General features: G+C 74.0%; 24 protein-coding genes and 1 riboswitch. Of the genes, 10 read left to right on the top strand and 14 right to left on the bottom strand.

Annotated features, from left to right (window positions below; all coding sequences use genetic code 11):
- Positions 1-12: 12 nt before the first annotated feature.
- Entirely contained in the window at positions 13-1,353 is a 1,341-nt protein-coding gene (locus tag DC008_RS21590; protein ID WP_108708357.1) for a metallophosphoesterase, read from the bottom strand.
- A 57-nt stretch (positions 1,354-1,410) separates the two neighbouring features.
- A complete protein-coding gene (locus DC008_RS21585; protein ID WP_055625315.1) occupies positions 1,411-1,650 on the bottom strand; it encodes an SCO4848 family membrane protein in 240 nt (79 codons plus the stop codon).
- 91 nt (positions 1,651-1,741) lie between these two features.
- On the opposite strand from DC008_RS21585, the gene DC008_RS21580 reads away from it, so the two are divergent.
- Positions 1,742-3,022, top strand: a complete 1,281-nt coding sequence (locus tag DC008_RS21580) for a D-alanyl-D-alanine carboxypeptidase family protein (protein WP_341867297.1) — start codon at positions 1,742-1,744, stop codon at positions 3,020-3,022.
- Here DC008_RS21580 and DC008_RS21575 read toward each other — a convergent pair.
- From DC008_RS21575 to DC008_RS21560, 4 genes are read right to left on the bottom strand one after another with little or no spacing between them, the layout of a single operon-like run.
- Positions 2,970-3,938 (bottom strand): YihY/virulence factor BrkB family protein, encoded by a 969-nt coding sequence (locus DC008_RS21575; RefSeq protein WP_235073780.1) that lies wholly within the window; start codon positions 3,936-3,938, stop codon positions 2,970-2,972. The genes DC008_RS21580 and DC008_RS21575 overlap by 53 nt on opposite strands.
- Entirely contained in the window at positions 3,926-4,360 is a 435-nt protein-coding gene (locus DC008_RS21570; protein ID WP_164492342.1) for a GtrA family protein, read from the bottom strand. The genes DC008_RS21575 and DC008_RS21570 overlap by 13 nt, the downstream gene beginning before the upstream one ends.
- Complete coding sequence (locus tag DC008_RS21565) at positions 4,354-5,346, bottom strand: decaprenyl-phosphate phosphoribosyltransferase (RefSeq protein WP_108708353.1); 993 nt, start codon at positions 5,344-5,346, stop codon at positions 4,354-4,356. Before DC008_RS21565 ends, DC008_RS21570 begins: the two co-directional genes overlap by 7 nt.
- On the bottom strand, positions 5,339-5,875 hold the full coding sequence (locus DC008_RS21560) for a phosphatase PAP2 family protein (protein ID WP_108708352.1): 537 nt from the start codon (positions 5,873-5,875) through the stop codon (positions 5,339-5,341). The genes DC008_RS21565 and DC008_RS21560 overlap by 8 nt, the downstream gene beginning before the upstream one ends.
- Before the next feature lie 133 nt (positions 5,876-6,008).
- Between DC008_RS21560 and dprE1 the strand changes: the two genes are divergently transcribed.
- Both dprE1 and dprE2 read left to right on the top strand, forming a co-directional pair.
- Positions 6,009-7,364: a decaprenylphosphoryl-beta-D-ribose oxidase gene (gene dprE1 / locus DC008_RS21555; RefSeq protein ID WP_108708351.1), complete on the top strand. Its 1,356-nt coding sequence runs from the start codon at positions 6,009-6,011 to the stop codon at positions 7,362-7,364.
- A gap of 30 nt (positions 7,365-7,394) precedes the next feature.
- Positions 7,395-8,150 carry a decaprenylphospho-beta-D-erythro-pentofuranosid-2-ulose 2-reductase gene (dprE2, locus tag DC008_RS21550; protein ID WP_108708350.1) on the top strand — a complete coding sequence of 252 codons (756 nt, stop codon included), beginning with the start codon at positions 7,395-7,397 and terminating at the stop codon, positions 8,148-8,150.
- 12 nt (positions 8,151-8,162) lie between these two features.
- Here dprE2 and DC008_RS21545 read toward each other — a convergent pair whose 3' ends face one another.
- Positions 8,163-8,741 carry a 2'-5' RNA ligase family protein gene (locus tag DC008_RS21545; RefSeq protein ID WP_108708349.1) on the bottom strand — a complete coding sequence of 193 codons (579 nt, stop codon included), beginning with the start codon at positions 8,739-8,741 and terminating at the stop codon, positions 8,163-8,165.
- A gap of 204 nt (positions 8,742-8,945) precedes the next feature.
- On the bottom strand, positions 8,946-9,938 hold the full coding sequence (trpS, locus tag DC008_RS21540) for a tryptophan--tRNA ligase (RefSeq protein ID WP_108710803.1): 993 nt from the start codon (positions 9,936-9,938) through the stop codon (positions 8,946-8,948).
- Positions 9,939-10,102: 164 nt separating this feature from the next.
- Between trpS and DC008_RS21535 the strand changes: the two genes are divergently transcribed.
- The 4 genes from DC008_RS21535 (at position 10,103) to DC008_RS21520 (ending at position 13,602) form a co-directional block, all read left to right on the top strand.
- The gene (locus DC008_RS21535; RefSeq protein ID WP_208645938.1) at positions 10,103-10,705 is read left to right on the top strand and encodes an RNA polymerase sigma factor; all 603 of its coding nucleotides are present in this window, start codon (positions 10,103-10,105) and stop codon (positions 10,703-10,705) included.
- Complete coding sequence (locus DC008_RS21530) at positions 10,689-11,687, top strand: hypothetical protein (protein ID WP_425276548.1); 999 nt, start codon at positions 10,689-10,691, stop codon at positions 11,685-11,687. The genes DC008_RS21535 and DC008_RS21530 overlap by 17 nt, the downstream gene beginning before the upstream one ends.
- A 332-nt stretch (positions 11,688-12,019) precedes the next feature.
- Positions 12,020-12,721 (top strand): type III PLP-dependent enzyme domain-containing protein, encoded by a 702-nt coding sequence (locus DC008_RS35260; RefSeq protein WP_123954020.1) that lies wholly within the window; start codon positions 12,020-12,022, stop codon positions 12,719-12,721.
- Between the two features lie 140 nt (positions 12,722-12,861).
- Positions 12,862-13,602 (top strand): hypothetical protein, encoded by a 741-nt coding sequence (locus DC008_RS21520; protein WP_425276547.1) that lies wholly within the window; start codon positions 12,862-12,864, stop codon positions 13,600-13,602.
- Positions 13,603-13,648: 46 nt separating this feature from the next.
- Here DC008_RS21520 and DC008_RS21515 read toward each other — a convergent pair whose 3' ends face one another.
- The 3 genes from DC008_RS21515 to DC008_RS21505 form a co-directional block, all read right to left on the bottom strand.
- Entirely contained in the window at positions 13,649-15,097 is a 1,449-nt protein-coding gene (locus tag DC008_RS21515) for a glycine hydroxymethyltransferase (RefSeq protein WP_108708348.1), read from the bottom strand.
- Positions 15,098-15,128: 31 nt separating this feature from the next.
- A riboswitch (ZMP/ZTP riboswitch) is annotated at positions 15,129-15,226 on the bottom strand.
- 76 nt (positions 15,227-15,302) lie between these two features.
- On the bottom strand, positions 15,303-16,487 hold the full coding sequence (locus tag DC008_RS21510) for a glutathionylspermidine synthase family protein (protein ID WP_108708347.1): 1,185 nt from the start codon (positions 16,485-16,487) through the stop codon (positions 15,303-15,305).
- Between the two features lie 14 nt (positions 16,488-16,501).
- On the bottom strand, positions 16,502-16,840 hold the full coding sequence (locus DC008_RS21505) for a hypothetical protein (RefSeq protein ID WP_108708346.1): 339 nt from the start codon (positions 16,838-16,840) through the stop codon (positions 16,502-16,504).
- A 138-nt stretch (positions 16,841-16,978) separates the two neighbouring features.
- Between DC008_RS21505 and DC008_RS21500 the strand changes: the two genes are divergently transcribed.
- A complete protein-coding gene (locus tag DC008_RS21500) occupies positions 16,979-17,857 on the top strand; it encodes a DMT family protein (RefSeq protein ID WP_244221392.1) in 879 nt (292 codons plus the stop codon).
- A 50-nt stretch (positions 17,858-17,907) separates the two neighbouring features.
- Entirely contained in the window at positions 17,908-18,327 is a 420-nt protein-coding gene (locus DC008_RS21495) for a hypothetical protein (RefSeq protein WP_108708345.1), read from the top strand.
- Here the strand turns inward: DC008_RS21495 and DC008_RS21490 are convergent.
- The gene (locus DC008_RS21490; RefSeq protein WP_108708344.1) at positions 18,296-21,043 is read right to left on the bottom strand and encodes a helix-turn-helix transcriptional regulator; all 2,748 of its coding nucleotides are present in this window, start codon (positions 21,041-21,043) and stop codon (positions 18,296-18,298) included. The two genes, DC008_RS21495 and DC008_RS21490, sit on opposite strands and share 32 nt — an antisense overlap.
- A gap of 219 nt (positions 21,044-21,262) precedes the next feature.
- Positions 21,263-22,654 (bottom strand): MocR-like pyridoxine biosynthesis transcription factor PdxR, encoded by a 1,392-nt coding sequence (pdxR, locus tag DC008_RS21485; RefSeq protein WP_108708343.1) that lies wholly within the window; start codon positions 22,652-22,654, stop codon positions 21,263-21,265.
- Positions 22,655-22,700: 46 nt separating this feature from the next.
- On the opposite strand from pdxR, the gene DC008_RS21480 reads away from it, so the two are divergent.
- Positions 22,701-23,216, top strand: a complete 516-nt coding sequence (locus DC008_RS21480; protein WP_108708342.1) for a carboxymuconolactone decarboxylase family protein — start codon at positions 22,701-22,703, stop codon at positions 23,214-23,216.
- Between the two features lie 81 nt (positions 23,217-23,297).
- Here the strand turns inward: DC008_RS21480 and DC008_RS21475 are convergent, their stop codons facing one another.
- On the bottom strand, positions 23,298-24,260 hold the full coding sequence (locus DC008_RS21475; RefSeq protein ID WP_108708341.1) for an ABC transporter substrate-binding protein: 963 nt from the start codon (positions 24,258-24,260) through the stop codon (positions 23,298-23,300).
- Between the last annotated feature and the right edge of the window lies 1 nt (position 24,261).

The raw sequence follows: 24,261 nt of genomic DNA, 5'->3' as shown, positions 1-24,261 counted from the left end.
GGCACACGCGGGTCATGCCTGACGGGACGCCAGCTGGATCACGGTGATGTCGGAGGGGGCGCCCACGCGTGTGGGCGGGCCCCAGGCGCCCGCGCCCCGGCTGACGTACAGCTGGGTGTCGCCGTAGCGCTCCAGACCGGCCACCGTGGGGTTGGCCAGCTCGGCGACGAGGCTGCCCGGCCAGAGCTGGCCGCCGTGGGTGTGCCCGGAGAGCTGGAGGTCGACGCCGTGGTCGACGGCGTCGTGGATCTGGACCGGCTGGTGGGCGAGGAGCACGCATGCGCGTGCCCGGTCGCGGTCGCCGAGCGCCCGGCCGAAGTCGGGGCCCTGGCCCTCGTCCTCGCCCGCCACGTCGTTGACGCCGGCCAGGTCGAAGTGGGGCAGTTCCGTACGGGCGTTCTCCAGGGGGCGCAGGCCCAGCCGGCGCACCTCCTGGATCCACTGCCCGGCGCCCGAGAAGTACTCGTGGTTGCCGGTGACGAAGAAGCTGCCGTCACGCGCGCGGAGTTGTGCGAGCGGCGCGGCGGCGGGGCCGAGGTCGTGGACGCTGCCGTCCACCAGGTCGCCGACGACGGCGATGAGGTCGGGCTGGGTGCCGTTGATCGTGTCGACGACCTTCTGCGCGAAGCCGCGGCCCAGCACGGGGCTGAGGTGGATGTCGCTGACGACGGCGATCCGGTAACCGTGCGCCGCGCGCGGGAGCTTGGCCAGCGGGACGGTGACCCGCTTCACGCCGGGGCCGCGCAGCACGCTGTGGGTGCCGTATCCGACGGTGCCGACGGCGGCCGCCGCGGCGGTGCCGGCGACCACCCGGGAGACGAACAGGCGCCGCGTGAGGTCCGGGCGGGGGCCGTCGGAGTCGCCGGCGCCCGGGGTGGGGGCGGCCGGGGGCGGGTCGGCGGTGAGCGCGGCCGTGCGGCCCGGGGCGGCGGACGGGCCCCCGTGAGCGCGCGGGCCGGCCGTCGCCGTGGCCGGGGCGGCGGACGCGGCGGTGTCCGGCTCCGGGCTCGGCGCGGGCTGCTCGGCGCCCGCGCGGCGGTCGAGAAGGCGGCGCAGCAGCGGCCGGACGAGCTCGCCGGCCAGCAGGAACAGCAGCAGGTACAGCGACAGGGCCAGCCACAGGAAACCCGGCCAGGCCAGGATCCGCTGGAGCGGGAAGGGCGCGCCCGCACGCTCGGCGACCAGGGCGCCGACGGTGAGCGCCCAGCCGCCGGCGATCACGACCACACCCGCGCGGCGCACGGCCCCGGGGTCCCGCGTCGTGTCGCGGAAGAGGCGCCGCCACACCCACCAGTTGCCCGTCACCAGGACGGACAGCACGAGCAGTGCGACGAGCACGAAGACGATGACCACGCCGGCGTTCCCTTTCCCTTGCGTGCCGGGTGAACGTCCGGCCCGGTGGCCGAGTTCCTATGACGTCCGGCGCAGTGCGCGCACTCCGCGCAACCCGATGGCCCCGACGACCGTCCCCAGTACGAAGGAGACGACGGCGAGCAGCAGATGCACCCAGAAGTACGCCGTGGGGTCGCCGTCCTCGAACGCGAGCCCGCTGCTGTCCTTGATCAGGTTTTTGACGAAAGTGACCCAGATGACCCAGCTCCACACTCCGAAGGCGAGCAGGAACCAGGAGACGGGGCGGCTGAGCTTCATGTCCTCAGTATCGCCGTCCCCCGTCGGGTGCGCGGAGCGGGGTGGGGGCGGGGACGGGACTTCCATGGGAACGCCCTGTACGTTTCCGCTCGTGCCCGCACCTACGAAGACCGCCAGGCGTGGCCTGCTGGTCGCCTCCGCCGTCCTGTCGTCCCTCGCGCTGACCGCGCCCGTCGCCCACGCGGCCCCCCGGCCGTCGCCGGGCACGAGCCCGTCGGCCACTCCCCCGGCGGACATGTCGACCGTGGGCGGGGCGCAACTGGGCCGCCCCGGCACCCAGGTGAACCTCGCGGGCGACGCCCCCGTCCTGCCGAAGGACCTGTCGGCGCGCTCCTGGATCGTCGCCGACGCCGAGTCCGGCGATGTGCTCGCGGCGCACAACGCGCACTGGCGACTGGCCCCGGCGAGCACCCTGAAGATGCTGTTCGCCGACACCGTGCTGCCACGCTTCCCCAAGGACACCGAGCACAAGGTGGCCGTGTCCGACCTGGCCGGTGTCGGCGCCGGCTCCAGCGTGGTCGGCATAAAGGAGAACGAGACGTACAAGGTGCACGACCTGTGGCTCGGCGTCTTCCTGGCGTCCGGCAACGACGCCGTGCACGTGCTGTCCGCGATGAACGGCGGCGTCGACAAGACGGTGCGGGAGATGAACGAGCACGCCGAGGAGCTCCAGGCCCTCGACACCCATGTGGTCTCCCCCGACGGCTACGACGCCCCGGGCCAGGTCTCGTCGGCGTACGACCTGACGCTGTTCGCGCGCTCCGGGCTGCAGAAGAAGGACTTCCGGGAGTACAGCTCGACGGTCCGGACGAAGTTCCCCGGCGCGACGAAGAAGAGCAAGGGCAAGTCGGTGCGCGGGTCCTTCGAGATCCAGAACACCAACCGGCTGCTGCGCGGCGACTCGGACATCTCCGTCTATCCGGGCATCGCCGGGGTGAAGAACGGTTACACCACCAACGCCGGTCACACCTTCACCGGTGTCGCCGAGCGCGACGGCAGGGTGCTGCTGGTCACGGTCATGAACCCGGAGAAGCAGGAGCACAACGAGGTCTACAAGGAGTCCGCGCGGCTGCTCGACTGGGGCTTCGAGGCGGCCGGCAAGGTGCAGCCGGTGGGTGAGCTGGTGCCGCCCAAGAGCGCCCAGGCGAGCGCGCAGCCGGGTGCGGGCACGTCCGGGGAGGCCGGGGGCGCCAAGGGCGCGGAGAAGTCCTCGAAGCCTGCCGTGGGCGCCTCCGCGGCGAGCGGGTCGGGCGGCATGGGGGTCGCGCTCGGGATCGCCGCGGGTGTCCTCGCGCTGCTCGGCGCGGGTGTCTTCCTGGTCAACCGCCGGTGGCCGCTGCCCGACCTGGTGCGCCGCCGGGGCCGTTCCTGATCGTGCCGTCGGACGGGTCCGGGCCGCCGGAGGTCTCCGGTGCCGCGGACCCGTCCCCCAGCTCGGTCTCCTTGCTGCCCGTCGCCGTCCAGGCCGCGCAGAACACGACGAGTTTCGATGTGAAGTTGATCCAGAGCAGCAGGGCGACGGGCACCCCGAAGGCGCCGTACATGCTCTTCGTGGCGACGCCCTGGATATAGCCGCTGAGCAGCAGTTTCAGCAGTTCGAAGCCGATCGCGCCGATCAGGGCGGCCACCAGCAGCCGGCGGCGCGGCGGTTCGACGCCCGGCAGCAGGGTCAGCACGTAGAGCAGGACGAGGAAGCCGGCGAGCACCGCGACCAGGAAGGCGGCGGCCCGCAGCAGGACCCCGCCCCAGCCGCCCTCGTCGACGCCGAGCTGTCGGGTCGTCCAGCCGACGGCTGCGGAGGCGACGGTGGAGGCGAGGATCGTCACCAGGATCGCGCCGCCGAGGCCGACCAGGACGCCGGCGTCCTTCACCTTGTGCAGGAGGGGGTTCTCCTCCTCGTCGGGCAGCTCCCACACCGCGCGCAGGCACTCGCGCACCGAGCCGACCCAGCTGATGCCGGTGAGCAGCAGGGCGGCTCCGGCGATGAGTCCGACGGTGCCGGCGTTCTGCACCAGGGCGTCGATGTCGAGCTGGTCGGAGATGCCGGGGACCTGTTCGGCCAGCTTGTCCTGGAGCTTGTCCTGCTGCTCCTTGTCGAGCGTGGCGGCCGCGACCGCCGCGGCCACGGTGAGCAGCGGGAACAGCGCGACGAAGCTCACGAACGTCATCGCCGCCGCCAGCCGGGTCCACTTCACCCGGTCCAGGCGCTCGTACGACCGCCACGCGTGCGTGGTCATCAGCCGGGCCACCCAGGGGCCCACGACGGGGAGTTTTCTCAGCCAGTCCACGATCCGACTCTCCCCTCCGCGCGGAACACCCATGTCCGTGTGCCCCAGAACCGCAGGACCGTAGCCAGCGACATGCCGACGACCGCCCCCGAGACGGTGTCGGCGCGCTGGGAGGTGAACCCGAGCCCGTAGTGGCTCACGGCCAGACAGAGCAGCTGGACGGCCGCCCCGGCGGCGTTGACGAGGAGGAAGGCGGCGTAGGGGCGCGGTCCGCGGGGCCGGGTGTGCCGGTAGGTGCCGAGGGCGTTCCCGGCGTAGGCGACCGTGCAGCCGGCGAGGAAGGAGAGCCCCTTGGCGGTGAGCGGGCCGAGACCGGCGGGACCGCGCAGGGCGGTGAACAGCGCGAGGTCGACGGCGTAGGCGGCGAGCCCGGCGGCGGCGAAGCCCAGGATCTCGCGGCGGGCGGGCCGCCCCCTCACCAATTGGCCACCGCCAGCGCGTACATCGTCATCCACACCGCCCCGATGACCGTCAGGGCCCGGTCGCGCAGGACCACCTCCTCGGGCTCGCCCGCCGTGCCCCGGTCGGCGAACACGGCGTACCGCAGGATCGCGAGGACGAAGGCGACCATGGACAGCTGGCGCCAGGGCAGCACGCTGGTGTGCGGCACCCCGCCCTCCTCCAGGGCCCACAGGCAGTACCCGAGCACGGCGACGCCGGCCGCGAGCTGCCAGACGAAGCGCAGATAGCCGGGGGTGTACTCGGTGAGCAGCGCGCGCGTGGCGCCCGCCTTGCCGGCCATCTGGACGGCCTCGGAGTAGCGCTTGGCCGCCACCATGAACAGCGCCCCGAACCCGGTCGTGATGAGGAACCAGCGCGACAGCGGGATACCGAGCGCGAGCCCGCCCGCCACGGCCCGCATCAGGAAGCCGGTGGTGACGACCACGAGGTCGACGACGAGGACGTGCTTGAGGCGGACGCAGTACGCCAGTTGCATGGCGAGGTAGGCCACCAGCAGGGCGGCGACGGCCGGTGCGGTCAGCCAGGCGGCGAGAGCGGGCGCGAGGACCGCGAGGAGGCCGCCCATGGCGTACGCGACGGGGACGGGGACCTGCCCGGCGGCGACCGGGCGGTGGCGCTTGGTGGGGTGGGCGCGGTCCGCCTCGGCGTCGCGGGCGTCGTTGACCAGGTAGACGGCGGCCGCGCACGCGGTGAACAGCGCGAAGACGAGCGCGAGTTGGGTCAGGGCGTGCGCGGAGAAGAGCCGGCCGGCGGCGGCCGGGGCCGCGACGACCAGGACGTTCTTGACCCACTGCTTGGGGCGCGCGGCCCTGAGCAGGCCCTTCGCCACGACGCCCGGGCCGCGTCCGCCGGCCGGGGGTTCCGTCCGGGGCGCCGCCCTGCGCTGCTCGTGGAGCGTCGCGTCCCCGGCACGCGCGGCGCTCGTCAGGGGCCCTGCCTCAGGCATGGACGCCTCCCGGGCCCATCCAGCGCGCCCCGAGACGCGCCGTGAGCGCGCCGAGGGCGGCGCCCGCGGCCACGTCCGACGGGTAGTGCACGCCGACGACGAGACGGGACACGCACATGGCTGCGGCGAGCGGCGCGATCGCGGGTGCCCCGAGCGCCCCGAAGGCGACGGCCGCGGCGGTGGCGGAGGCGGCGTGGGAGCTCGGGAAGGAGTGCCGGCCCGCGGTGCGCACGAGCGGTTCGACGTGCGCGGGGCGCGGGCGGCGCACGATCCGCTTGACCGCCATGCTGACGAGGTGGGCGCCGGCCGTGAGCGCCGTGCCGCGCAGCCAGGCTCCGCGCCGCCCGCCGTCCACGGCGGCTCCCGTCAGCCCCGCCGCCAGCCATAGCGCGCCGTGTTCGCCCGTCCAGGACAGGGCGCGGGCGGCGGTCGCGACCCGCGGGTCGCGGGCTCGGGCGTGCAGGGCGGTGAGGATGCGGTGGTCCGCGCCCCGAAGGCCTGGCCGATCGATGGCGTCGAGGTGGTCCATGTGGACCCACTGTTCACGCCCACGGTCCCGCGATTACGGCAATATTGAGCGACATCCCATTAATCACCCATTTCGGGGAGGGCTGGGATGTTTCAGAAGTAATGCCGTACAAGCGGGCGCTACGGTCGCCGACATGTCTGCCGAGACCGTCTCCGTCACGGGGTGGGGCCGTACCGCCCCCACCACGTCCGTGCTGATCCGTCCCCGGACCTACGAGGAGGCCGCCGCCGCGGTCCGCGGCTGCGGGGCGCGCGGCGGCATCGCGCGGGGCCTGGGACGGGCGTACGGGGACGCGGCGCAGAACGCCGGGGGCACGGTCCTCGACATGACCGCCCTGGACCGGGTGCACGCCGTCGACGCGGCGGGCGGGGTGGTGTCGTGCGACGCGGGTGTCTCCCTGCACCGGCTCATGGAGGTCCTGCTGCCGCTCGGCTGGTTCGTGCCCGTCACGCCCGGGACCCGCTATGTGACGGTCGGCGGCGCGATCGGCGCCGACATCCACGGCAAGAACCACCATGTGTCCGGCTCGTTCTCGCGGCACGTCCTGTCGCTGGAACTCCTCACCGCCGACGGCGAGATCCACACGGTCCCCCGCGGCACCCCCCTGTTCGACGCCACCACCGGCGGCATGGGCCTGACCGGCGTGATCCTCACCGCCACCCTGCAACTCCAACCCGTGCAGACCTCGCTGATGACGGTCGACACCGAGCGGGCCCGCGACCTGGACGACCTGATGGCCCGTATGACGGCCACCGACGACCTCTACCGCTACTCGGTCGCCTGGATCGACCTGCTGGCGCGCGGCACGGCTACCGGACGCGCGGTCCTCACCCGCGGCGACCACGCCCCCCTGGAGGCGCTGCCGAAGGGGAAGCGCGCGCGGAGGCAGCCGCTGGCCTTCCGGCCCGCCCGGCTGCCCGCCGTCCCCGCCGTGCTGCCCGAGGGGCTGCTGAGCCGCCGTACGGTCGGCTGGTTCAACGAGTTCTGGTACCGCAGGGCGCCTCGCGCGCGTACCGGAGAGCTCCAGACGCTGTCCGCGTTCTTCCACCCGCTGGACGGCGTGCCGCACTGGAACCGGATCTACGGCCGGGGCGGCTTCGTGCAGTACCAGTTCACGGTCGGGCACGGCCGGGAGGACACCCTGCGCACGATCGTGCGGCGGCTGTCCGAGCACCGCTGCCCGTCGTTCCTGGCCGTCCTCAAGCGGTTCGGGGACGGCGACCCGGGCTGGCTGTCCTTCCCGCAGCCCGGCTGGACCCTCGCCCTGGACATCCCGGCCTCGCTGCCCGGCCTGGGCGCCCTCCTGGACTCGCTGGACGAGGACGTGGCCACGGCCGGCGGACGCGTCTACCTCGCCAAGGACTCCCGGCTGCGGCCCGAGCTGCTCGCCGCGATGTACCCGCGCCTCGACGACTTCCGCGCACTGCGCGCCCGCCTGGACCCCCGCGGCCTGTTCGTCTCGGACCTGGCCCGCCGCCTCGATCTCTAGCCACTGCCCCCCAACCCCCAAGGAGCTTTCGTGAAGGACGCCTTCGGCATTCCCCAGTCCCTGCTCGTCCTCGGCGGCACATCCGAGATCGCGCTGGCCACCGCCCGCCGGCTGATCACCCGCCGCACCCGTACGGTCTGGCTGGCGGGCCGCCCCTCGCCCGCCCTGGACCGGTCCGCCGACGAACTGCGCGCCCTGGGCGCCGACGTGCGCACGGTCGCCTTCGACGCGCTCGACCCCGAGTCCCACGAGCCGGTGCTCGGCAAGGTCTTCGCGGAGGGCGACATCGACATGGTGCTGCTCGCCTTCGGCATCCTCGGCGACCAGGCGCGCGACGAGCGCGAGCCGCTGAACGCGGTCCGGGTCGCCCAGACCAACTACACCGGTGCCGTGTCCGCCGCCCTGGTCAGCGCCTGCGCCCTGCAGTCCCAGGGGCACGGCTCGCTGGTCGTGCTGTCCTCGGTGGCCGGCGAGCGGGCCCGCCGCGCCAACTTCATCTACGGCTCCAGCAAGGCCGGCCTGGACGCCTTCACCCAGGGCCTGGGCGACGCGCTGCACGGCACCGGCGTGCACGTCATGGTCGTACGCCCCGGGTTCGTGCGCTCGAGGATGACCGCCGACCGCGAGGAGGCGCCGTTCGCGACCACCCCGGAGGCGGTCGCCACGGCGATCGAGGTGGGGCTGCGGCGGCGCTCGGAGACGGTGTGGGTGCCGGGCGCGCTCCGGGTGGTGATGTCGGCGCTGAGGCACGTCCCGCGCGCGGTGTTCCGCCGGCTGCCCGTGTGAGGACGGTGACGGCTACGTGGCCGGGATGGAGCCGCGCTCGACATGTTCGGCCTGCGGGGGGACCACCGGGCCGCCGAAGGTGAAGTCCCGCAGCCTGCGCCAGACGCCGTCGGCGCCCTGCTCGTACAGGGCGAAGCCGGTGCAGGGCCACTCGGCCCGGTAGTCGGCCAGCTCCTCGAACGCGCGGTCCATCGACTCCTCGTCGATGCCGTGCGCGACGGTCACATGCGGGTGGTACGGGAACTGCAGCTCGCGCGCGACGGGCCCCGAGGCGTCCCGGACCTGCTTCTGCAGCCAGGTGCAGGCCTCGGCGCCCTCGACGACCTGGACGAAGACCACCGGCGACAGCGGCCGGAAGGTCCCCGTGCCGGACAGCCGCATCGGGAAGGGGCGGCCGGCGGCCGCGACCTCCACGAGGTGCGCCTCGATCGCGGGCAGCAGCGAGGAGTCGACCTCGGTCGGCGGCAGCAGCGTGACATGCGTGGGGATGCCGTGAGCCGCGGCGTCGCCGAAGCCCGCGCGCCGCTCCTGGAGCAGGCTGCCGTGAGGCTCCGGGACCGCGATCGACACACCGATCGTTACGGTCCCCACGTCGTCTCCTGTCGTTCGTCGGTGAGTCCGCCGTCGCGGAGCTCGTACCCGTCGGGTGGGCGCGGGTGACGGACGATGCCGTCACCCGCTATCGACTGTACGGCCACGGCCCCGCCGCGGGCAGGCGCAACCGAAGTGATGTGCAGCGCTGTGCGGTGGTGCGGCCGGCGCACCACCGTCTCCGCCGCCCGCGGTCGGGCGGGGTCAGTGCTTGGCGGGCAGGAAGCCCACGCTGTCGTACGCCTGGGAGAGCGTCTCCGCGGCGACGGCACGCGCCTTCTCCGCCCCCTTGGCCAGGATCGAGTCGAGCGTCTCCGGGTCGTCCAGATACTGCTGGGTGCGCTCCCGGAAGGGCGTCACGAACTCGACCATGACCTCGGCGAGGTCCGTCTTGAGCGCACCGTAGCCCTTGCCGTCGTACTTCTGCTCCAGTTCACCGATTCCCGTACCTGTGAGGGTCGAGTAGATGGTCAGGAGGTTGCTGACGCCCGGCTTGTTCTCGGCGTCGAAGCGGACGACGGTGTCGGTGTCGGTGACGGCGCTCTTGACCTTCTTGGCGGTGGCCTTCGGCTCGTCCAGGAGGTTGATCAGGCCCTTCGGCGTGGACGCCGACTTGCTCATCTTGATCGACGGGTCCTGGAGGTCGTAGATCTTCGCCGTCTCCTTCAGGATGTACGGCTTCGGGAGCGTGAAGGTCTCGCCGAAGCGGCCGTTGAAGCGCGTGGCGAGGTCACGGGTGAGCTCGATGTGCTGGCGCTGGTCCTCGCCGACGGGGACCTCGTCGGCCTGGTACAGCAGGATGTCCGCGACCTGGAGGATCGGGTACGTGAACAGGCCGACGGAGGCCCGGTCGGCGCCCTGCTTGGCGGACTTGTCCTTGAACTGGGTCATGCGGGAGGCCTCGCCGAAGCCGGTGAGGCAGTTCATGACCCAGGCCAGCTGGGCGTGCTCGGGCACATGGCTCTGCACGAACAGCGTGCAGCGCTCGGGGTCGAGCCCGGCGGCCAGCAGCTGGGCGGCGGCGAGCCGGGTGTTGGCGCGCAGCTCGGCCGGGTCCTGCGGGACCGTGATCGCGTGCAGGTCTACGACCATGTAGAACGCGTCGTGGGTCTCCTGGAGCGCCACCCACTGACGGACGGCGCCGAGGTAGTTGCCGAGGTGGAACGAACCCGCGGTCGGCTGGATCCCGGAGAGCACGCGCGGGCTGCCCGGCACGGCGGAGCCGTTCCCCTGAGGGTGGTCGTGGGCGGCGAGTGGGCGATCAGTGGCCATGCACACCATTCTCTCAGGTCCCGGGGGCCGGTCCGGAACAGGCCGCGTACGAACGGGAACCGATCGGGCCCGGGCGGTGTACCAAGGATGTGAGGACGCGGGAGGGGGGCCGCATCGTCGATGAGGCCGCGGTGATCGCACGCGTACGTGCCGGGGAGCCGGAGGCGTACGCGCAGCTGGTGCGGGCTCATACGGGCATCGCGCTCAGGGCGGCCGCCGCGCTCGGCGCGGGTGCGGACGCGGAGGACGTGGTGCAGCAGGCGTTCGTGAAGGCGTACTGCTCGCTGGGCCGCTTCAGGGACGGCTCGGCGTTCAAGCCGTGGCTGCTGTCGATCGTGGCCAATGAGACGAGGAACACAGTGCGGGCGGCGGCCCGTCGGCGCACCCTCGCCGGGCGCGAGGCGGCGATGGTCGAGGCGGACCCGCTGATACCGGAGTCGGCGGACCCGGCGGTGGCCGCGCTGGAGCGGGAGCGCCGGGCCGCGCTCCAGGCCGCCCTCGACCGGCTGAGCGAGGAGCACCGTCTGGTCGTCACCTACCGCTATCTCCTGGAGATGGACGAGGCGGAGACGGCCCAGGCGCTGGGCTGGCCCCGTGGCACGGTGAAGTCCCGGCTGAACCGCGCGCTGCGGAAGCTGGGACGGCTGCTTCCGGAATTCGAGCCTCGGGAAGGGGGTGAGACGCATGGGTGACGGGCGGGGGCGAGGCTCCGGGGACGCGTTCGGCGGCGCGGACGGCGGCCGGGGGCGCGGTCCAGGCGCGGACGACGGCCGAGGTCGCGGTCCGGGCGCGGACGACGGCCGAGGTCGCGGTCCAGGCACGGACGACGGCCGAGGTCGCGGTCCAGGCACGGAGGGGTCCGGCCTGCCCGAGGAGCTGCGGGCGCTCGGGCGTGCGCTGGACGCGCGGGTCGGCGCGGACGGCCCCGAGACGATGGTCGAGCGGGTGCTGGCCGAGATACTCGCCGAGCGTCTGCCCGTCCCGGCGCCCGAACCGCCGGGTCCCCGTGAGCGGCTGCGCGCGCTGCGGCGCTGGGCGCGCCGGCGATGGCGTGCGCTGATGGCCGCTCTGTGCGGCCTGGTGGCCGTGCTCGTGCTCACGCCTCCGGTGCGGGCGGCCGTGCTCGACTGGTTCGGCTTCGCGGGCGCCGAGATCCGGTACGACCCGTCGGCGACGCCCTCCCCCGGTGCCGGGGTCCCCGGCTGCGGGAGCCCGGTGCCGCTCGCCGAGGCGGAGCGCCGCGCCGGGTTCGCGCCGGTGGTGCCGGGGCGGCTCGGGACGCCGGACGCGGTCGCCGTCACCCGCGAGCCGCAGGACCGGTTCGTCGTCAGCCTGTGCTGGTACGAGGGCGGGCGCACGGTCCGGCTCGACGAGCGGCGTGCGGGGCTGGACCCCCGCTTCGGCAAGACGGTGCGGGTCCAGCCGCGGTGGATCGAGCTCGGTCCGGAGGGGACGGACGGCGAGGCGCCCCGGACGGGTCTGTGGTTCGACCGTCCGCATCTGCTCTCCGTCTGGCTCGCGGACTCGCAGGGCGTCTTCGAGCGCGAGGTGCGCACGGCCGGACCGACACTGCTGTGGACGCACGAGACCGGGGGCGGGACGGTGACGTTCCGGCTGGAGGGTGTGGAGGGCGTCGCCCGGGCGACGGAGATCGCGCGGTCCGTGGAGGAGTGAGGGTGCGCGGTCCGTGGAGGAGTGAGGGTGCGCGGTCCGTGGAGGAGTGAGGGCGCGCGGTCCGTGGAGGAGTGAGGGCGCGCGGTCCGTGGAGGAGTGAGGGCGCGCGGTCCGGGGGTCGGTGCCGGTGCGGGGTGCCGGTGCCGGTGCGCGGTGCCTGTGCCGGTGTCGGGCCCGGAAAAGGTGGGCCCGAGGTGGGAACCGGGTGGGGGCGGGCGGTGTACCAGAAGTGTCATGCGGCTCGGGGACGGGCCGCTCGGGTGGGATTCGGGTTGGGGGTTCGGATGTGGGGAGCGGAGAGCGGCAGGCCGCGGGGCTCGTGGCGCCGACTCATGGGTGTGGCGGGGGCGTTGCTCGCGGGCTGTGCGCTGCTGCTGTGGGGGCTGGCGCCCGTGGCGTCCGCCGGCGGACCGACGAGCGTGCTCCTGTCGGCGCCGGGGAACCAGCGGACGGCGGCGCTGTACTACTCCGACCGGGAGTACGTCGCGCTGGAGAAGCTGCTCGGCACCCCCGCCAGGGGGTCCCGGGAGCAGCCGCCGGATGAGTCGCTGATGGCGGCCGACCAGATCAACGTCACGTGGATGGTGCACGACGTGACGCCGTGGCGCATCGACCGGGTCCACCGGATGGCGCGCGGCAAGGACGTGTGGATCCGCCGGACGACGGACGTCGAGCGGCAGACGCACGGCTCCTGGTACCGGGCCGCCCGTCCGGGCGAGCTGCGCGCCCTGCTCGACGAACTGGACCTGACGGGCGGGCCGACCTCGGCACCGGGGGCGTACGAGGAGCCGGCCGAGACGGGGGACACGGCGGCGGAAGCCGAGGAGGCTGCGGGCTCGGGGGCGGCGGCCTCGGCTTCTCCCGCCGCCCGGGCGTCGTCCGGGCCGAGTGCCGGTACGGGCTGGTGGTGGGCCGTGCCGGGCGCGGTGGCCGGGGCGGTGCTGGCGCTGGGGCTGCGCCCGGTCGTCGCCCGGCGGCCCTGGGACCGGCTGCGTGGTGAGCCGGGCCCGCGTCAGGAGCTGCGGGACGTGTGAGCTGGGCCCCGGCGGGGCGGGCAGGCATCGGACTGGGACGGACGGTGAGGGGAGCCGTGGGGGCCATGGGGCGGGCGAGGGGGGCCATAGGGGTGAAGGAGGCGGGGCGGAGAAGGCCGTGGCGGTGGGGCGCGGAAGGCGTGGGGCGGCTCGGGACCGTGGTCCTCGCGCTGGTGTCGGGTGCGGTGGTGTCGGGTGTACTGGCCGGCGAGTCCGGGGCTGTCGCCTCGGCGGCACCGGTGCCGGTGCGGGATGTGCCCGATGTGGCGGTGGTCGTCGAGGGCGACGGGGGGCGGACGACGGCGCTGCACTCCGGTGACCGGGACTTCGCCCGGCTGTGGCAGCTGTTCCATCCCACCTACGCGGGGACCGAGCGGGTGCCCCGGGAGTGGGCCGAGGGGCGCCATCCGCCGGTCCGGCTCACCGTGCTCTGGGGGCTGACGGGCATCGGCGGCTGGCCGCAGACGGACCGGGCGCCGGGTGGGGATGTGGCCCTGCGGCGCCAGGACCAGCTGGTCGTGGCGGGCGACGGTACCCCCTGGGTGCGCTCGGACCTCGCGCCGGACGTGGAGGACGACGACATCCGCTGGCATCGCGCCCCACGGTCCGTCTTCGAGCGGCTGGAGCGCGGGCGGCTGCTCGGCGGGGCGGAGGACGTACCGGCAGGGAGCGGCCTGACGGGGGACGGTACGGCGGAGGCCGTAGCCGGGGAGCGGGCCGGGGCGGAAGCGGACGAGGTCCGGTGGGCGCTGGCCGGGCTCGCCGTCGGTGTCGCGGCCGGCGCTGGCGGGACGGCGCTGATACGCCGCGCGGCGGCCCGGCAGGGAGCCGGACCGCCGCGGGAGGAGCCGCGTCAGGAGCTGATCGACCTGGACCGGTGAGGCACCGGACGGGTCGCGGACAGCTCGCGGGCGGGTCGCCGGGCCGTCAGCCCAGGTCGACCTCCGGGTACAGCGGGAAGCCGGCCACGAGGTCGGTGGCCCGGCGGGAGATCTCGTCCGAGACCTTCGCGTCGAGGATGTGCGCGGCCTTGGAGGGGGCGCCCGACTTGGTGGTGCCGGGCTCGGTGGTGGTGAGGACACGGTCGATGAGGGCGGCGACCTCGTCCATCTCGGCGGTGCCGAGGCCCCGGGTGGTCAGGGCGGGCGTGCCGATGCGGATGCCGGAGGTGTACCAGGCGCCGTTCGGGTCGGCCGGGATGGCGTTGCGGTTGGTGACGATGCCGGAGTCGAGCAGCGCGGCCTCGGCCTGGCGGCCGGTGAGGCCGTAGGAGGAGGCGACGTCGATCAGGTTCAGATGGTTGTCGGTGCCGCCGGTGACCAGGGTGGCGCCCCGGCGCGTCAGGCCCTCGGCCAGCGCGCGGGAGTTGTCCACGATGCGCTGGGCGTAGTCCTGGAAGGAGGGCCGGCGGGCCTCGGCGAGGGCGACGGCCTTGGCGGCCATGACGTGCGGGAGCGGGCCGCCGAGGACCATCGGGCAGCCCCGGTCGACCTGGTCCTTGAGGGAGTCGTCGCACAGCACCATGCCGCCGCGCGGGCCGCGCAGCGACTTGTGGGTGGTGGTGGTGACGATCTGGGCGTGCGGGACCGGGTCGAAGTCGCCGGTGAGGACCTTGCCGGCGACGAGACCGGCGAAGTGGGCCATGTCGACCATGAGCGTGGCGCCGACCTCGTCGGCGATCTCGCGCATGATCCGGAAGTTCACGAGACGGGGGTACGCGGAGTAGCCGGCGACGATGATCAGCGGCTTGAACTCTCGGGCGGACGCGCGCAGCGCCTCGTAGTCGATCAGGCCGGTGGCCGGGTCGGTGCCGTAGGAACGCTGGTCGAACATCTTGCCGGAGATGTTCGGGCGGAAGCCGTGGGTGAGGTGGCCGCCGGCGTCCAGGGACATGCCGAGCATGCGCTGGTTGCCGAAGGCGCGCCGCAGCTCGGCCCAGTCGGCCTCGGAGAGGTCGTTGACCTGGCGGGCGCCGGCCTTCTCCAGAGCGGGGGCCTCGACGCGGTCGGCGAGGACGGCCCAGAAGGCGACGAGGTTGGCGTCGATGCCGGAGTGCGGCTGGACGTAGGCGTGCCGGGCGCCGAAGAGCTCCTTGGCGTGCTCGGCGGCCAGGGACTCGACGGTGTCGACGTTGCGGCAGCCGGCGTAGAAGCGGCGGCCGACGGTGCCCTCGGCGTACTTGTCGCTGAACCAGTTGCCCATCGCCAGCAGGGTGGCCGGGGAGGCGTAGTTCTCGGAGGCGATCAGCTTGAGCATCTCGCGCTGGTCGGCGACCTCCTGGCCGATCGCGTCGGCGACGCGCGGCTCGACGGCGCGGATCACGTCGAGGGCGGCACGGAAGGCGGTGGACTCGGGAGAAAGGGACTCGGCTGGCATGGGGACCTCCGGACGTCGTGTGCAGCGTTCACGGGTCGGCCCAGGCGCACGGCACTCGCTCTGGACGGGGTCCAGTGGGCCGCTCCCCGATGGTTGGTCCATCCCAGCGCGCCAGTCACGGCCCGTGAGCCAGCCTACCGGGCGGGCCGCGCCGGGGGCCCGCACGTCCACCATGCGGGCCCGGCGTGGGCGGTCGGGGATGCCGTCAGAGGATCACGTGCGGGAGGAAGCGGGCGTACTCGTCCGTGATGAGACCGGAGGACTCGCGGATGCCGAGGCCGGCCGGTTCGTCCTCGACGATCCAGGCGCCGAGGACGACGTGGTTGCCGTCGAACACGGGCAGCGGGGCCAGCTGCTGATAGCAGCAGGGCTCGTCGCGCACCTCGGCGGCGGCACCCTTCTCGTGGACGGTGACGCCGGCGCCCTCGCGGCCGAGCAGCGGCTTGGCGACGTAGCCGGTGGTGTCCGCCAGGTCGCGGGGGCCGTCGAGGTAGGCCGGGAGGAGGTTGGGGTGGTCCGGGTAGAGGTCCCACAGGACGGCGAGGAGGGCCTTGTTGCTGAGGAGCATCTTCCAGGCGGGTTCGATCCACAGGGTGGTGCCCGTGCCGCCGCCGTTGTCGAGGGTGTCGAGGACGTGACCGGCGAACCGATCGGTGGTCAGCCACTCCCAGGGGTAGAGCTTGAAGCAGCTGCGGATGAACCGGATCCGGGTGTCGACGAAGCGGCCCGACAGGTGCTCCCAGCCGATCTCCTCCATGGAGATCCAGCCGGTGTCCAGACCGGCCTGCTCGGCCGTCTCCTTGAGATAGGCGACGGTCATCAGGTCCTCGCCGAGCTCGTCGGCCGAGGAGTACGCGAAGTACAGGGGGCTGCCGGGCGGGAGCCGGTGCGCCTGGCCCCGCCAGGCCTCGACGAGGCGTTCGTGGAGGGAGTTCCACTGGTCGGCGCCGGGAAAGCGCTCCTCCATCCAGAACCACTGGGGTGAGGCGGCCTCCACCAGCGAGGTCGGGGTGTCGGCGTTGTACTCCAGCAGCTTGGCCGGGCCCGTGCCGTCGTGGCGCAGGTCGAAACGGCCGTAGACGGAGGGGAGTTCGGCGCGCCGGCGCCAGGACTCGGTGACCGCGTCGACGACCCGCGGGTCGGTGATGCCGAGGTCGGCGAAGCGGCCGGCTGAGACGATGTGGTCGGCGGCGGCGAGGCACATGTGGTGCAGTTCGGCGACGACCTCCTCCAGCGCCTCGACCTCCTCCAGGGAGAAGACGTAGTAGGCGCTCTCGTCCCAGTAGGGGCGCAGGGAGCCGTCGGGGTGACGGGTCAGCGGGTAGACGAGGCCCTGTTCCTCGACCGTCCGCTGCCAGTCGGGGCGGGGTTCGATGGTGCGACGCTGCATCGGGGCGCCTCCGCTCAGCCGCCGCCGCTGCCGGAGCAGCCGAAGCCGCCCCGGTCGACGGCCTCGCTGCGGCTGAAGGTGCCGGAGTCGGCGCGGCCGCGGGACACGTCGGCGTCGTAGTACCAGGCGGCGTCCGAGCGGCCGGACGTCTTGCGGCCCTTGCCGCTGGAGGAGCCGGAACCGCCCGAGCAGTTCTTGTCCGCGACGACCTTGTAGCCCTCGTAGGTGTAGCTGTCCCGGTCGACGCAGCGGCGGTCGGGGTCGGAGCCGCACGAGGTCAGGGCCGCGGCGATGACTCCCATACCGCCGAGGACGACCGTGCTGGACCGCAGCCGTCGTCGTGTTTCCGCCATGTGTGTCTCCCCCGTCGAGTTCGTGTCCGTGTTTTGTCCGTGGTTCGTCAGGCGGACAGCCTAGGGAGGTGACGGGCGCGCCGTCGTAGCGGGGCTGGGTTTCCCCTCCTCCCCTACAGTCGCTTTGTGCTGTTAGGGATGCTCTGTGCGTTGGGTGCGGCGGTCTGTTTCGGAGCGGCGACCGTGCTGCAGGCGATGGCCGCGCGGACGGCGAGCGCACAGGGAGGCGGGGGCGGCGAGGCGGGCGTGCTGCTGCGCGCGCTGCGGCAGTGGCGCTATCTGGCCGGTCTCGGGCTCGACGGACTCGGCTTCGTGCTGCAGGTCGTGGCGCTGCGCTCGCTGCCCATCTACGCGGTGAGCGCCGCCCTCGCGTCCAGTCTCGCCGTCACGGCGGTCGTCGCGGCCCGGCTGCTGCGGGTGCGGCTGAGCCGGGCCGAGTGGGGCGCGGTGGCCGTGGTGTGCGCCGGTCTGGCGATGCTGGGCCTCGCCTCGGGGACGGAGGGCGACAAGGAGGGGTCCGACGCGCTGAAGTTCGCGATGCTCGGGGTGGCGCTGGCCGTGCTGTGCGTGGGGCTGGCCGGGGGCCGGCTGCCGGAGCGGGGGCGCGGGCTGGTGCTCGGCCTGGCGGCGGGGTTCGGCTTCGGGGTGGTGGAGGTGTCCGTACGGCTGATCGACTCGGTCTCGCCCCGGCATCTGCTGTCCAACCCGGCGACGTACGCGCTGCTGCTCGGCGGCGGGGCCGCGTTCCTGGCCCTGACCTCGGCGCTCCAGCGCGGCTCGGTGACCGTGGCCACGGCGGCCCTGGTGATCGGCGAGACCGTCGGCCCGGCGCTGGTGGGCGTGGTCTGGCTGGGCGACCGCACCCGGGAGGGCCTGGCCTGGCTGGCGGTGCTCGGCTTCCTGGTGTCGGTGGCGGGGGCGCTGGCCCTGGCCCGCTTCGGGGAGGCACCGCCTCCACAGGACCCGGGGATTTCCCCGGGTGCTTCCCGGAGGCCCGGGGAGGGCCACCGTCCCTAGCGTTCCGCTGTACCGGCCGACAGGCGGCCGGAGCGAACCAGGGGGTAGTCATGGGACCGAACGACGCACAGATCGTCCGGGTGTTCAGCCGCGAGCCCAAGGGCGCGATCGCGGACATCACGCTGGACCCGAAGACGGACGGCGAGATCGTGGTCGAGGCGGAGGCCGGCGACACACTGCACGACGGGCAGGGGAAGTACACGGTGACGCTCGCCCTGCGCGACCTCTCCGACGGCACGGCCGTTCTCGCACAGGTGGCGGGCGCCGCTCAGCCCGGTCTGGTGGAGGGCTCGTTCGGCGACGCCCACTGGCCGGACCTGCCGGGCCGTTTCGAGTTCGTCGTGAGCAGTGCCGAACTCCAGGCGCACAAGGGGCACCTGCTCCAGGCGTACGCGACCGTCCTCTACGGCAACAAGAAGATCGGGGCGACCTCAGCGATCAGCCCGCTGTTCCAGGTGCTTCCGCGCTAGGGACGATCCGGGCGGCGAGTTCCACCCGGGACCGGATGCCCAGCTTGGCGTAGGCATGGCTCAGGTGGTACTCGACGGTCTTCGCGCTGAGGACCAGCTCGCGGGCGATCCGGCGGTTGGTCAGCCCGGTCGCCGCGAGCTGGGCCACGGCGAGTTCCTGCGGGGTCAGTCCGTGCCGGGGGCTCGCGGTGCCGTGGGGGGCGGCTCCGCAGGCGGCCAGTTCCCGGTCGCAGTGCTGGAGGAACGGCACGGCGCCCAGTTCGTCGAACGCCGCCCGGGCCGCGGTCAGCCGGTCCAGGGCGGCGGTCCGGCGCCCGGTGCGCCGCAGGAAAGCGCCGAAGTCGAGCTCGACGCGCGCCCGTTCGAACGGCAGGTCGAGGGCCGCCGACCGCTCCAGGGCCTCGGTGAAGGCGTCCCGGGCGCTCTTCGGCTCCCGGCGGGCCGCGTGCAGGGTGCCGCGCGCCCGGCAGACGGCCACCAGCGTCGACGCCCGGGAGCGGCGTACGGCACGGGTGTGCAGGGCCGTCAGCACCTCCTCCGCCTCGTCGAGGCGGCCGGCGGCCACCAGGGCGTCGGCCAGGAGGTCCCGCCAGGGCACGCACGCCGGCTCGGCCGTGAAGTCGAGCTCCTCATGGGCGAGGAGAGGCAGCAGGCGGTCCACTGCGGCCGTGGGGTCGCCCTGGACGAAGGCCAGCCAGCCAAGGCCGTACGCCACGAAGACCTCGACCATGGCCGACTCCCGGACCACCGGATTCGCCCGGGCCAGCCGCAGATGACGGGCGGCGCCCTCCAGGTCGCCGCGGGCCGCGAGCGGGAGCGCGGCCTCGGCGTGGATCACCGGCGCGAACCAGCGCTGCCCGAGGTCGGCGGCGACGGAGGACGCCGCCTCCCAGTGGGCCGTCGCCGGGTCCCAGGCCCCGCACCGGAACTCGGCCTTCGCCAGGACGGCCAGCGCGATCACCCGCAGCGGCACCGGTCCCTGACGGGCGAGTTCGGCGGCCCGCTCCAAATCCTGGCGGGCCCGGCCGCAGCGGTCGGTGTAGAGGTGCAGGGCGCCCCGGCCCATGAGGAGTTCGACGTCCTTCGCGCCCACGAGGGCGGCGGCCGGCAGCCCCTCGGCCAGCCGGAACCCGGTGTCGTACGCGCCGAGGTGCCCCAGCGCGGCCAGGTGCACGAACCGCAGCGTGCCCCCGCAGCGCGCCCGTCCGCCGGGCTGCCGGGCCCGGTCGGCCCAGGCGCACACCTGGGAGGACAGGCCGCGCATCATGTGGACCATCACATGCTGTTCCGCGATCCGGGCCTCCAGGGCGGGGTCGGCGCCGGGGACGCGCAGCCGCCACGCCTCCTCCAACAGGGTGGCGGCCCGCCCGATGTCCCCGGCGACCAGCGCGAGATGACCGCGCACGCAGCACCGCAGGGCCTCCTCGGTGCTCTCGGGGAGGGCGGCCGCCACACCCCGCGCCTCCTCCTCGCGGCCGTCGAACAGCAGGGCCTCGACCGCCTCGCAGTCCAGCCGCGCCGCGTCCGCGGGGGTGGCGGTCAGCCGGGCCGCGTACCGCAGCAGGGGCGCCGCCTCCACCCAGCGCCCGAGGGCGCCGCGCCGCCGGGCGCAGTCGGCGAGTTCGGCGGCCAGCCGCTCGTCGGGGCCGTGCGCGGCCCGCGCCCGATGGTGCAGCCGGGTGAACGGGTCGTCCTCGGCCTGCGCCGCCCTCGTGTGCAGGGCCGTACGGCGGACCGGGCCGAGCCGGTCGTACACGGCCGCGCGGATCAGCGGGTGCGGGAACGCGACGGTGACGGCGCCGGCCTGGGGCAGTTCCCGCAGCAGACCGTGGGTCAGGGCCTGGGCCAGCGCGGCAGGCGGGTCGCCGACGCCGGCGAGCCGGGCGGCCCGGGCGAGGGCGCACGGGGTGCCCAGCACGGCGGCGGCCCGCACCAGGTCGCGGGCGGGCCGGTCGCAGCGCGCCAGCCGGTCCCGTACGAGGCGGGTGTACGACCGCGGCGCGGGCAGCGCGGCGTCGGCGGACCGGAGCGTGCGGGCGGGCACCTCCTCCAGCAGGGCCCGGCAGTGCAGCGGGTTGCCGCCGGTGTGGCGGTGCAGCCGGAGCGCGGCGGCCGGCTCCAGCGGCTCGGGGAGGAGGCGGGCGCTGAGCCCGGCGACGTCCCTCACGCCCAGTCCGCCGAGCCGCAGTCGCAGGGCTCGGTCGTCGGTGAGGATGCGGCGCAGCCCGTCGGGCAGACCCAGGTCGTCCACGTCGCGCACGACCATCAGGCACAGCACCCGGTCGGCGTCGAGGCGGCGCAGCGCGAAGGTGAGGGCGTGCTGGGACGGCGCGTCCGCCCAGTGCGCGTCGTCCACGACCAGGACGACCGGATGCGAGCCCTGCAGTTCACCGAGGGGTTCCAGGAGCGTGGCCCCGGCGGTGAGCGGGTCGGTGCGCACGGGTCGGCCGAGGAGCTGGTCGAGGACGCCGTACGGCAGGGCCGCCTCGTTCGCCTCGCCGGCCGCCGTGAGGACACCGCCGCGCGCGGTGCCGTCGACGAAGTGCCGTACGAGGGCGGTCTTGCCGATGCCGGCGGGCCCCTCGACCACGACCAGCCGGGGCCGGCCCTTCGCGGCCTCCTCGTAGCAGCGGCGCAGTGCGGCGAGTTCGCCGGTCCGCCCCAGGAAGTCGGCGGTCCCCGCCCGGCTCCCCCCGTGCATGGCCGTGTCGGTCACAACCCCTCCCCCGAGGTCGTTTCCCGGTGCCGCGTCCCGGCGCCGGGCCGGTCCAGCATCCAGCGCGCGGGCGGTGCGAGGGGGCGGAAGGCGGAGAACTACGCCCGGGGGCAGGTGCCGGAGGGTGGTGCTCTGCGCGAGGCCGGGTACGCGTGGCGGCGGGGAGCGTGCGGGCCGATGGCGTATCCAGGGGCAGGGCGCGTACGGGCCGGGCGCGGTTCAGGGCAGGACCCGGCAGAGGGCCTCCAGGGTGCCCGCCCAGGCGTGGTCCGGTGGGGTGCCGTAGCCGACGACCAGGGCGTCGAGGGGGTCGGTCAGGGCCTGTTCGTGGCGGTAGAAGCCCAGGCCGTGCAGGGCGAGGCCCTGCCAGGCGGCCGCCTGGACCACGGTGCCCTCGGTGCCGGGCGGGAGGCGCAGGACGGCGTGCAGGCCGGCGGCGATGCCGGTGACGGGGATGTCGGGGGCTTGTTCGGCGAGGGCCCGCACCAGGGCGTCCCTGCGGCGCCGGTAGCGCAGACGGGCCGCGCGGACGTGCCGGTCGTAGGCGCCTGAGGTGAGGAACTCCGCGAGGGTCAGCTGGTCGAGCACGCCGCAGGTGTCGGAGCCGCCCTTGGCCTCGGTCACCTCCTCTACCAGCGCGGGCGGCAGCACCATCCAGGCCAGGCGCAGGCCGGGGGCGAGGGCCTTGCTGGCGGTGCCGAGGAAGACGACATGGCCGGGGGCCAGGCCCTGGAGGGCGCCGACGGGCTGGCGGTCGTAGCGGAACTCACCGTCGTAGTCGTCCTCCAGGACGAGTCCGCCGGTGCGGCGGGCCCACTCCACGACCGGGGTGCGGCGGCTCTGGTGCAGGGGCACGCCCATGGGGAACTGGTGGGCGGGGGTGAGCAGGACGGCCCCCGCGTCGGCGGGCGGCTCCCCCGGGTCCGTGCCGCGCTCGTCGAAGGGCAGGGCCGGGATGGCGAGGCCGGCCGCCGTCAGCTGGCGCCGGTGCGGTGCGAGACCGTACGACTCCACGGCGACCGTGCGGACGCCGCGTGCCCGCAGGACCTGGCCGAGCAGCCGCAGGCCGTGCACGAAGCCGGAGCACACCACGATGTGCTCGGGGTCGGCGCGTACGCCCCGGGCGCGGGCGAGGTAGCCGGCGAGCGCGGTGCGCAGTTCGGCGCGGCCGCGCGGATCGCCGTAGCCGAGGGCCTGATTGGGGGCGGCGAGGAACGCCCGGCGGGCCGCCCGCAGCCACTCCGCGCGCGGGAACGCGGCGAGGTCGGGGGTGCCGGGGACCAGGTCGTGGGCGGGGCGGGAGCCCTCCGGGCGGGGGCGGACGGGGGTGCCGGGCGGCGGGATCACCGGACGGTCGGCCACCCGCGTGCCGGACCCCTGCCGGGCGGTGAGCCAGCCCTCGGCGACCAGGTCGGCGTAGGCGTCGGCGACCGTGTTGCGGGCGATGCCGAGGTCACCGGCGAGGGAGCGGGAGGAGGGCAGCCGGGTGCCGGGGGCGAGCCGGCCGGTGCGGACGGCTTCGCGCAGGGCGTCGGTCAGGCCCCGGCGCAGTCCGGGTCCGGTGGGGTCGAGGTGCAGGTCGATGCCGAAAGTGGCCCAGCGTTCCGCCATGGAAATGGACCATACTCCTGGGCTGCCTCGCACCTAGATTCAAGGCATGACGAACACGCCGACCACCACGGACACCACCTCCGAGCCCTATGCCGCCGAACAGCCCGCCCGTCTGGAGTGGGTGCGGCACTCCCCCGAGGTCTACAAGGCGATGGTCCGCCTGGACGCCGCCGCCCGGAAGGGCCTCGACCCCCGGCTGCTCGAACTGGTCAAGGTCCGCGCCTCCCAGCTCAACCAGTGCGCCTACTGCCTGGACATGCACTCCAAGGACGCCCTCGCGGCCGGGGAGAGCGTCGAGCGGATCGTGCAGCTCGCCGCCTGGGAGGAGTCCCGGCACTTCTACACGGAGAAGGAGTGCGCGGCGCTGGAGCTGACGGAGGCCGTCACGGTCCTCACGGACGGGTTCGTGCCGGACGAGGTGTTCGAGCGGGCCGCCAAGCACTTCGCGGAGGCGGAGCTGTCCCAGCTGATCGCCGCGATCACGGTGATCAACGCCTGGAACCGCTTCGGCGTGACCTGCCGCCTGACGCCGGGCCACTACCGGCCGGGACAGCACGGCTGATCCGCGAGCGGCCGAGGCCCGGCCCGATCCCCCGTGAGGGGATCAGGCCGGGCCTCGGCCGGTGCGAGGGTGCCGTTCGCGTCAGGGCAGCCACTTCTTCCAGTCGGACTCGTGGGCGTCCACCCACTTCTTCGCCGCCTCCTGCGGCGACATCTTCCGGTCGGCGATCAGCAGGGAGACCTCGTTCTGGTCCTCGGTCGTCCACCTGAACTTCTTCAGCAGGGCGGCCGCGTCGCCGCCGCTCCTGGCGAAGTCCGCGTTGAGGTACTTCTGGAGCGGGGTGTGCGGGTAGGCGCAGGCGACCTTCTCCGGGTCGGCGTCGCAGCCCTCCTTGTACTCGGGCAGCTTCACCTCGGTCATCGGGACCTTCTCGAACAGCCACTGCGGCGAGTACCAGTACGTCAGGAAGGGCTTCTTCTCCTTGGCGAACTGCTTGATCTGGGTGATCTGGGCCGCCTCGGAGCCGGCGAACACCACCTGGTAGTCCAGGTCGAGGTTCTTCACCAGCGCCTTGTCGTTGGTGACGTAGGACGGTGAGCCGTCCATCAGCTGGCCCTTGCCGCCGCTCTCCGGTGTACGCATCCGGTCGGCGTACTTGTTCAGGTTCTTCCAGTCGGTGACGTCCGGGTGGGCCTTCGCGAAGTACGTCGGGACGTACCAGCCGATGTGCCCGGTGACGCCGAGGTCGCCGGCGTTCACGATCGTCTTCTTGTCCTCGACGTACCGCTTTTCCTCGTCCGGGTGCCCCCAGTCCTCCAGGAGGGCGTCGACCCGGCCCTGGCTGAGCGCGTCCCAGGCGGGCACCTCGTCGATCTGCACGGTGTCGACGCGGTAGCCGAGCTCGTGCTCCAGGAGGTACTGGGCGACGGCCACGTTGGCCTGGGCGCCCACCCAGGACTGCACGGACAGGGTGACGGTCCTGGCTCCCTCGGCGTTGGCGAAGGGCGATGCCTGCTTCGTCATGTCGGCGGCGCCGCAGCCGGTGAGCAGCGCCAGCGAGGACACCGCGGCCCCGAGGGCCGTCGTACGGATGCGCGGACCCATG

Source organism: Streptomyces nigra, from assembly GCF_003074055.1.
GTDB lineage: Bacteria > Actinomycetota > Actinomycetes > Streptomycetales > Streptomycetaceae > Streptomyces > Streptomyces nigra.
Note: the sequence above shows the minus strand (reverse complement) of the source record. Positions and strands in the feature narration are given on the sequence as shown.

Bases quoted from the DNA above. Each gene is read 5' to 3' on its own strand.
- DC008_RS21585 (WP_055625315.1), bottom strand. From the start codon at position 1,650: ATGAAGCTCAGCCGCCCCGTCTCCTGGTTCCTGCTCGCCTTCGGAGTG.
- DC008_RS21565 (WP_108708353.1), bottom strand. From the start codon at position 5,346: ATGCCTGAGGCAGGGCCCCTGACGAGCGCCGCGCGTGCCGGGGACGCG.
- DC008_RS21560 (WP_108708352.1), bottom strand. From the start codon at position 5,875: ATGGACCACCTCGACGCCATCGATCGGCCAGGCCTTCGGGGCGCGGAC.
- dprE1 (WP_108708351.1), top strand. From the start codon at position 6,009: ATGTCTGCCGAGACCGTCTCCGTCACGGGGTGGGGCCGTACCGCCCCC.
- DC008_RS35260 (WP_123954020.1), top strand. From the start codon at position 12,020: ATGGGTGTGGCGGGGGCGTTGCTCGCGGGCTGTGCGCTGCTGCTGTGG.
- DC008_RS21515 (WP_108708348.1), bottom strand. From the start codon at position 15,097: ATGCCAGCCGAGTCCCTTTCTCCCGAGTCCACCGCCTTCCGTGCCGCC.
- DC008_RS21510 (WP_108708347.1), bottom strand. From the start codon at position 16,487: ATGCAGCGTCGCACCATCGAACCCCGCCCCGACTGGCAGCGGACGGTC.
- DC008_RS21505 (WP_108708346.1), bottom strand. From the start codon at position 16,840: ATGGCGGAAACACGACGACGGCTGCGGTCCAGCACGGTCGTCCTCGGC.
- DC008_RS21500 (WP_244221392.1), top strand. From the start codon at position 16,979: ATGCTCTGTGCGTTGGGTGCGGCGGTCTGTTTCGGAGCGGCGACCGTG.
- DC008_RS21495 (WP_108708345.1), top strand. From the start codon at position 17,908: ATGGGACCGAACGACGCACAGATCGTCCGGGTGTTCAGCCGCGAGCCC.
- pdxR (WP_108708343.1), bottom strand. From the start codon at position 22,654: ATGGCGGAACGCTGGGCCACTTTCGGCATCGACCTGCACCTCGACCCC.
- DC008_RS21480 (WP_108708342.1), top strand. From the start codon at position 22,701: ATGACGAACACGCCGACCACCACGGACACCACCTCCGAGCCCTATGCC.
- DC008_RS21475 (WP_108708341.1), bottom strand. From the start codon at position 24,260: ATGGGTCCGCGCATCCGTACGACGGCCCTCGGGGCCGCGGTGTCCTCG.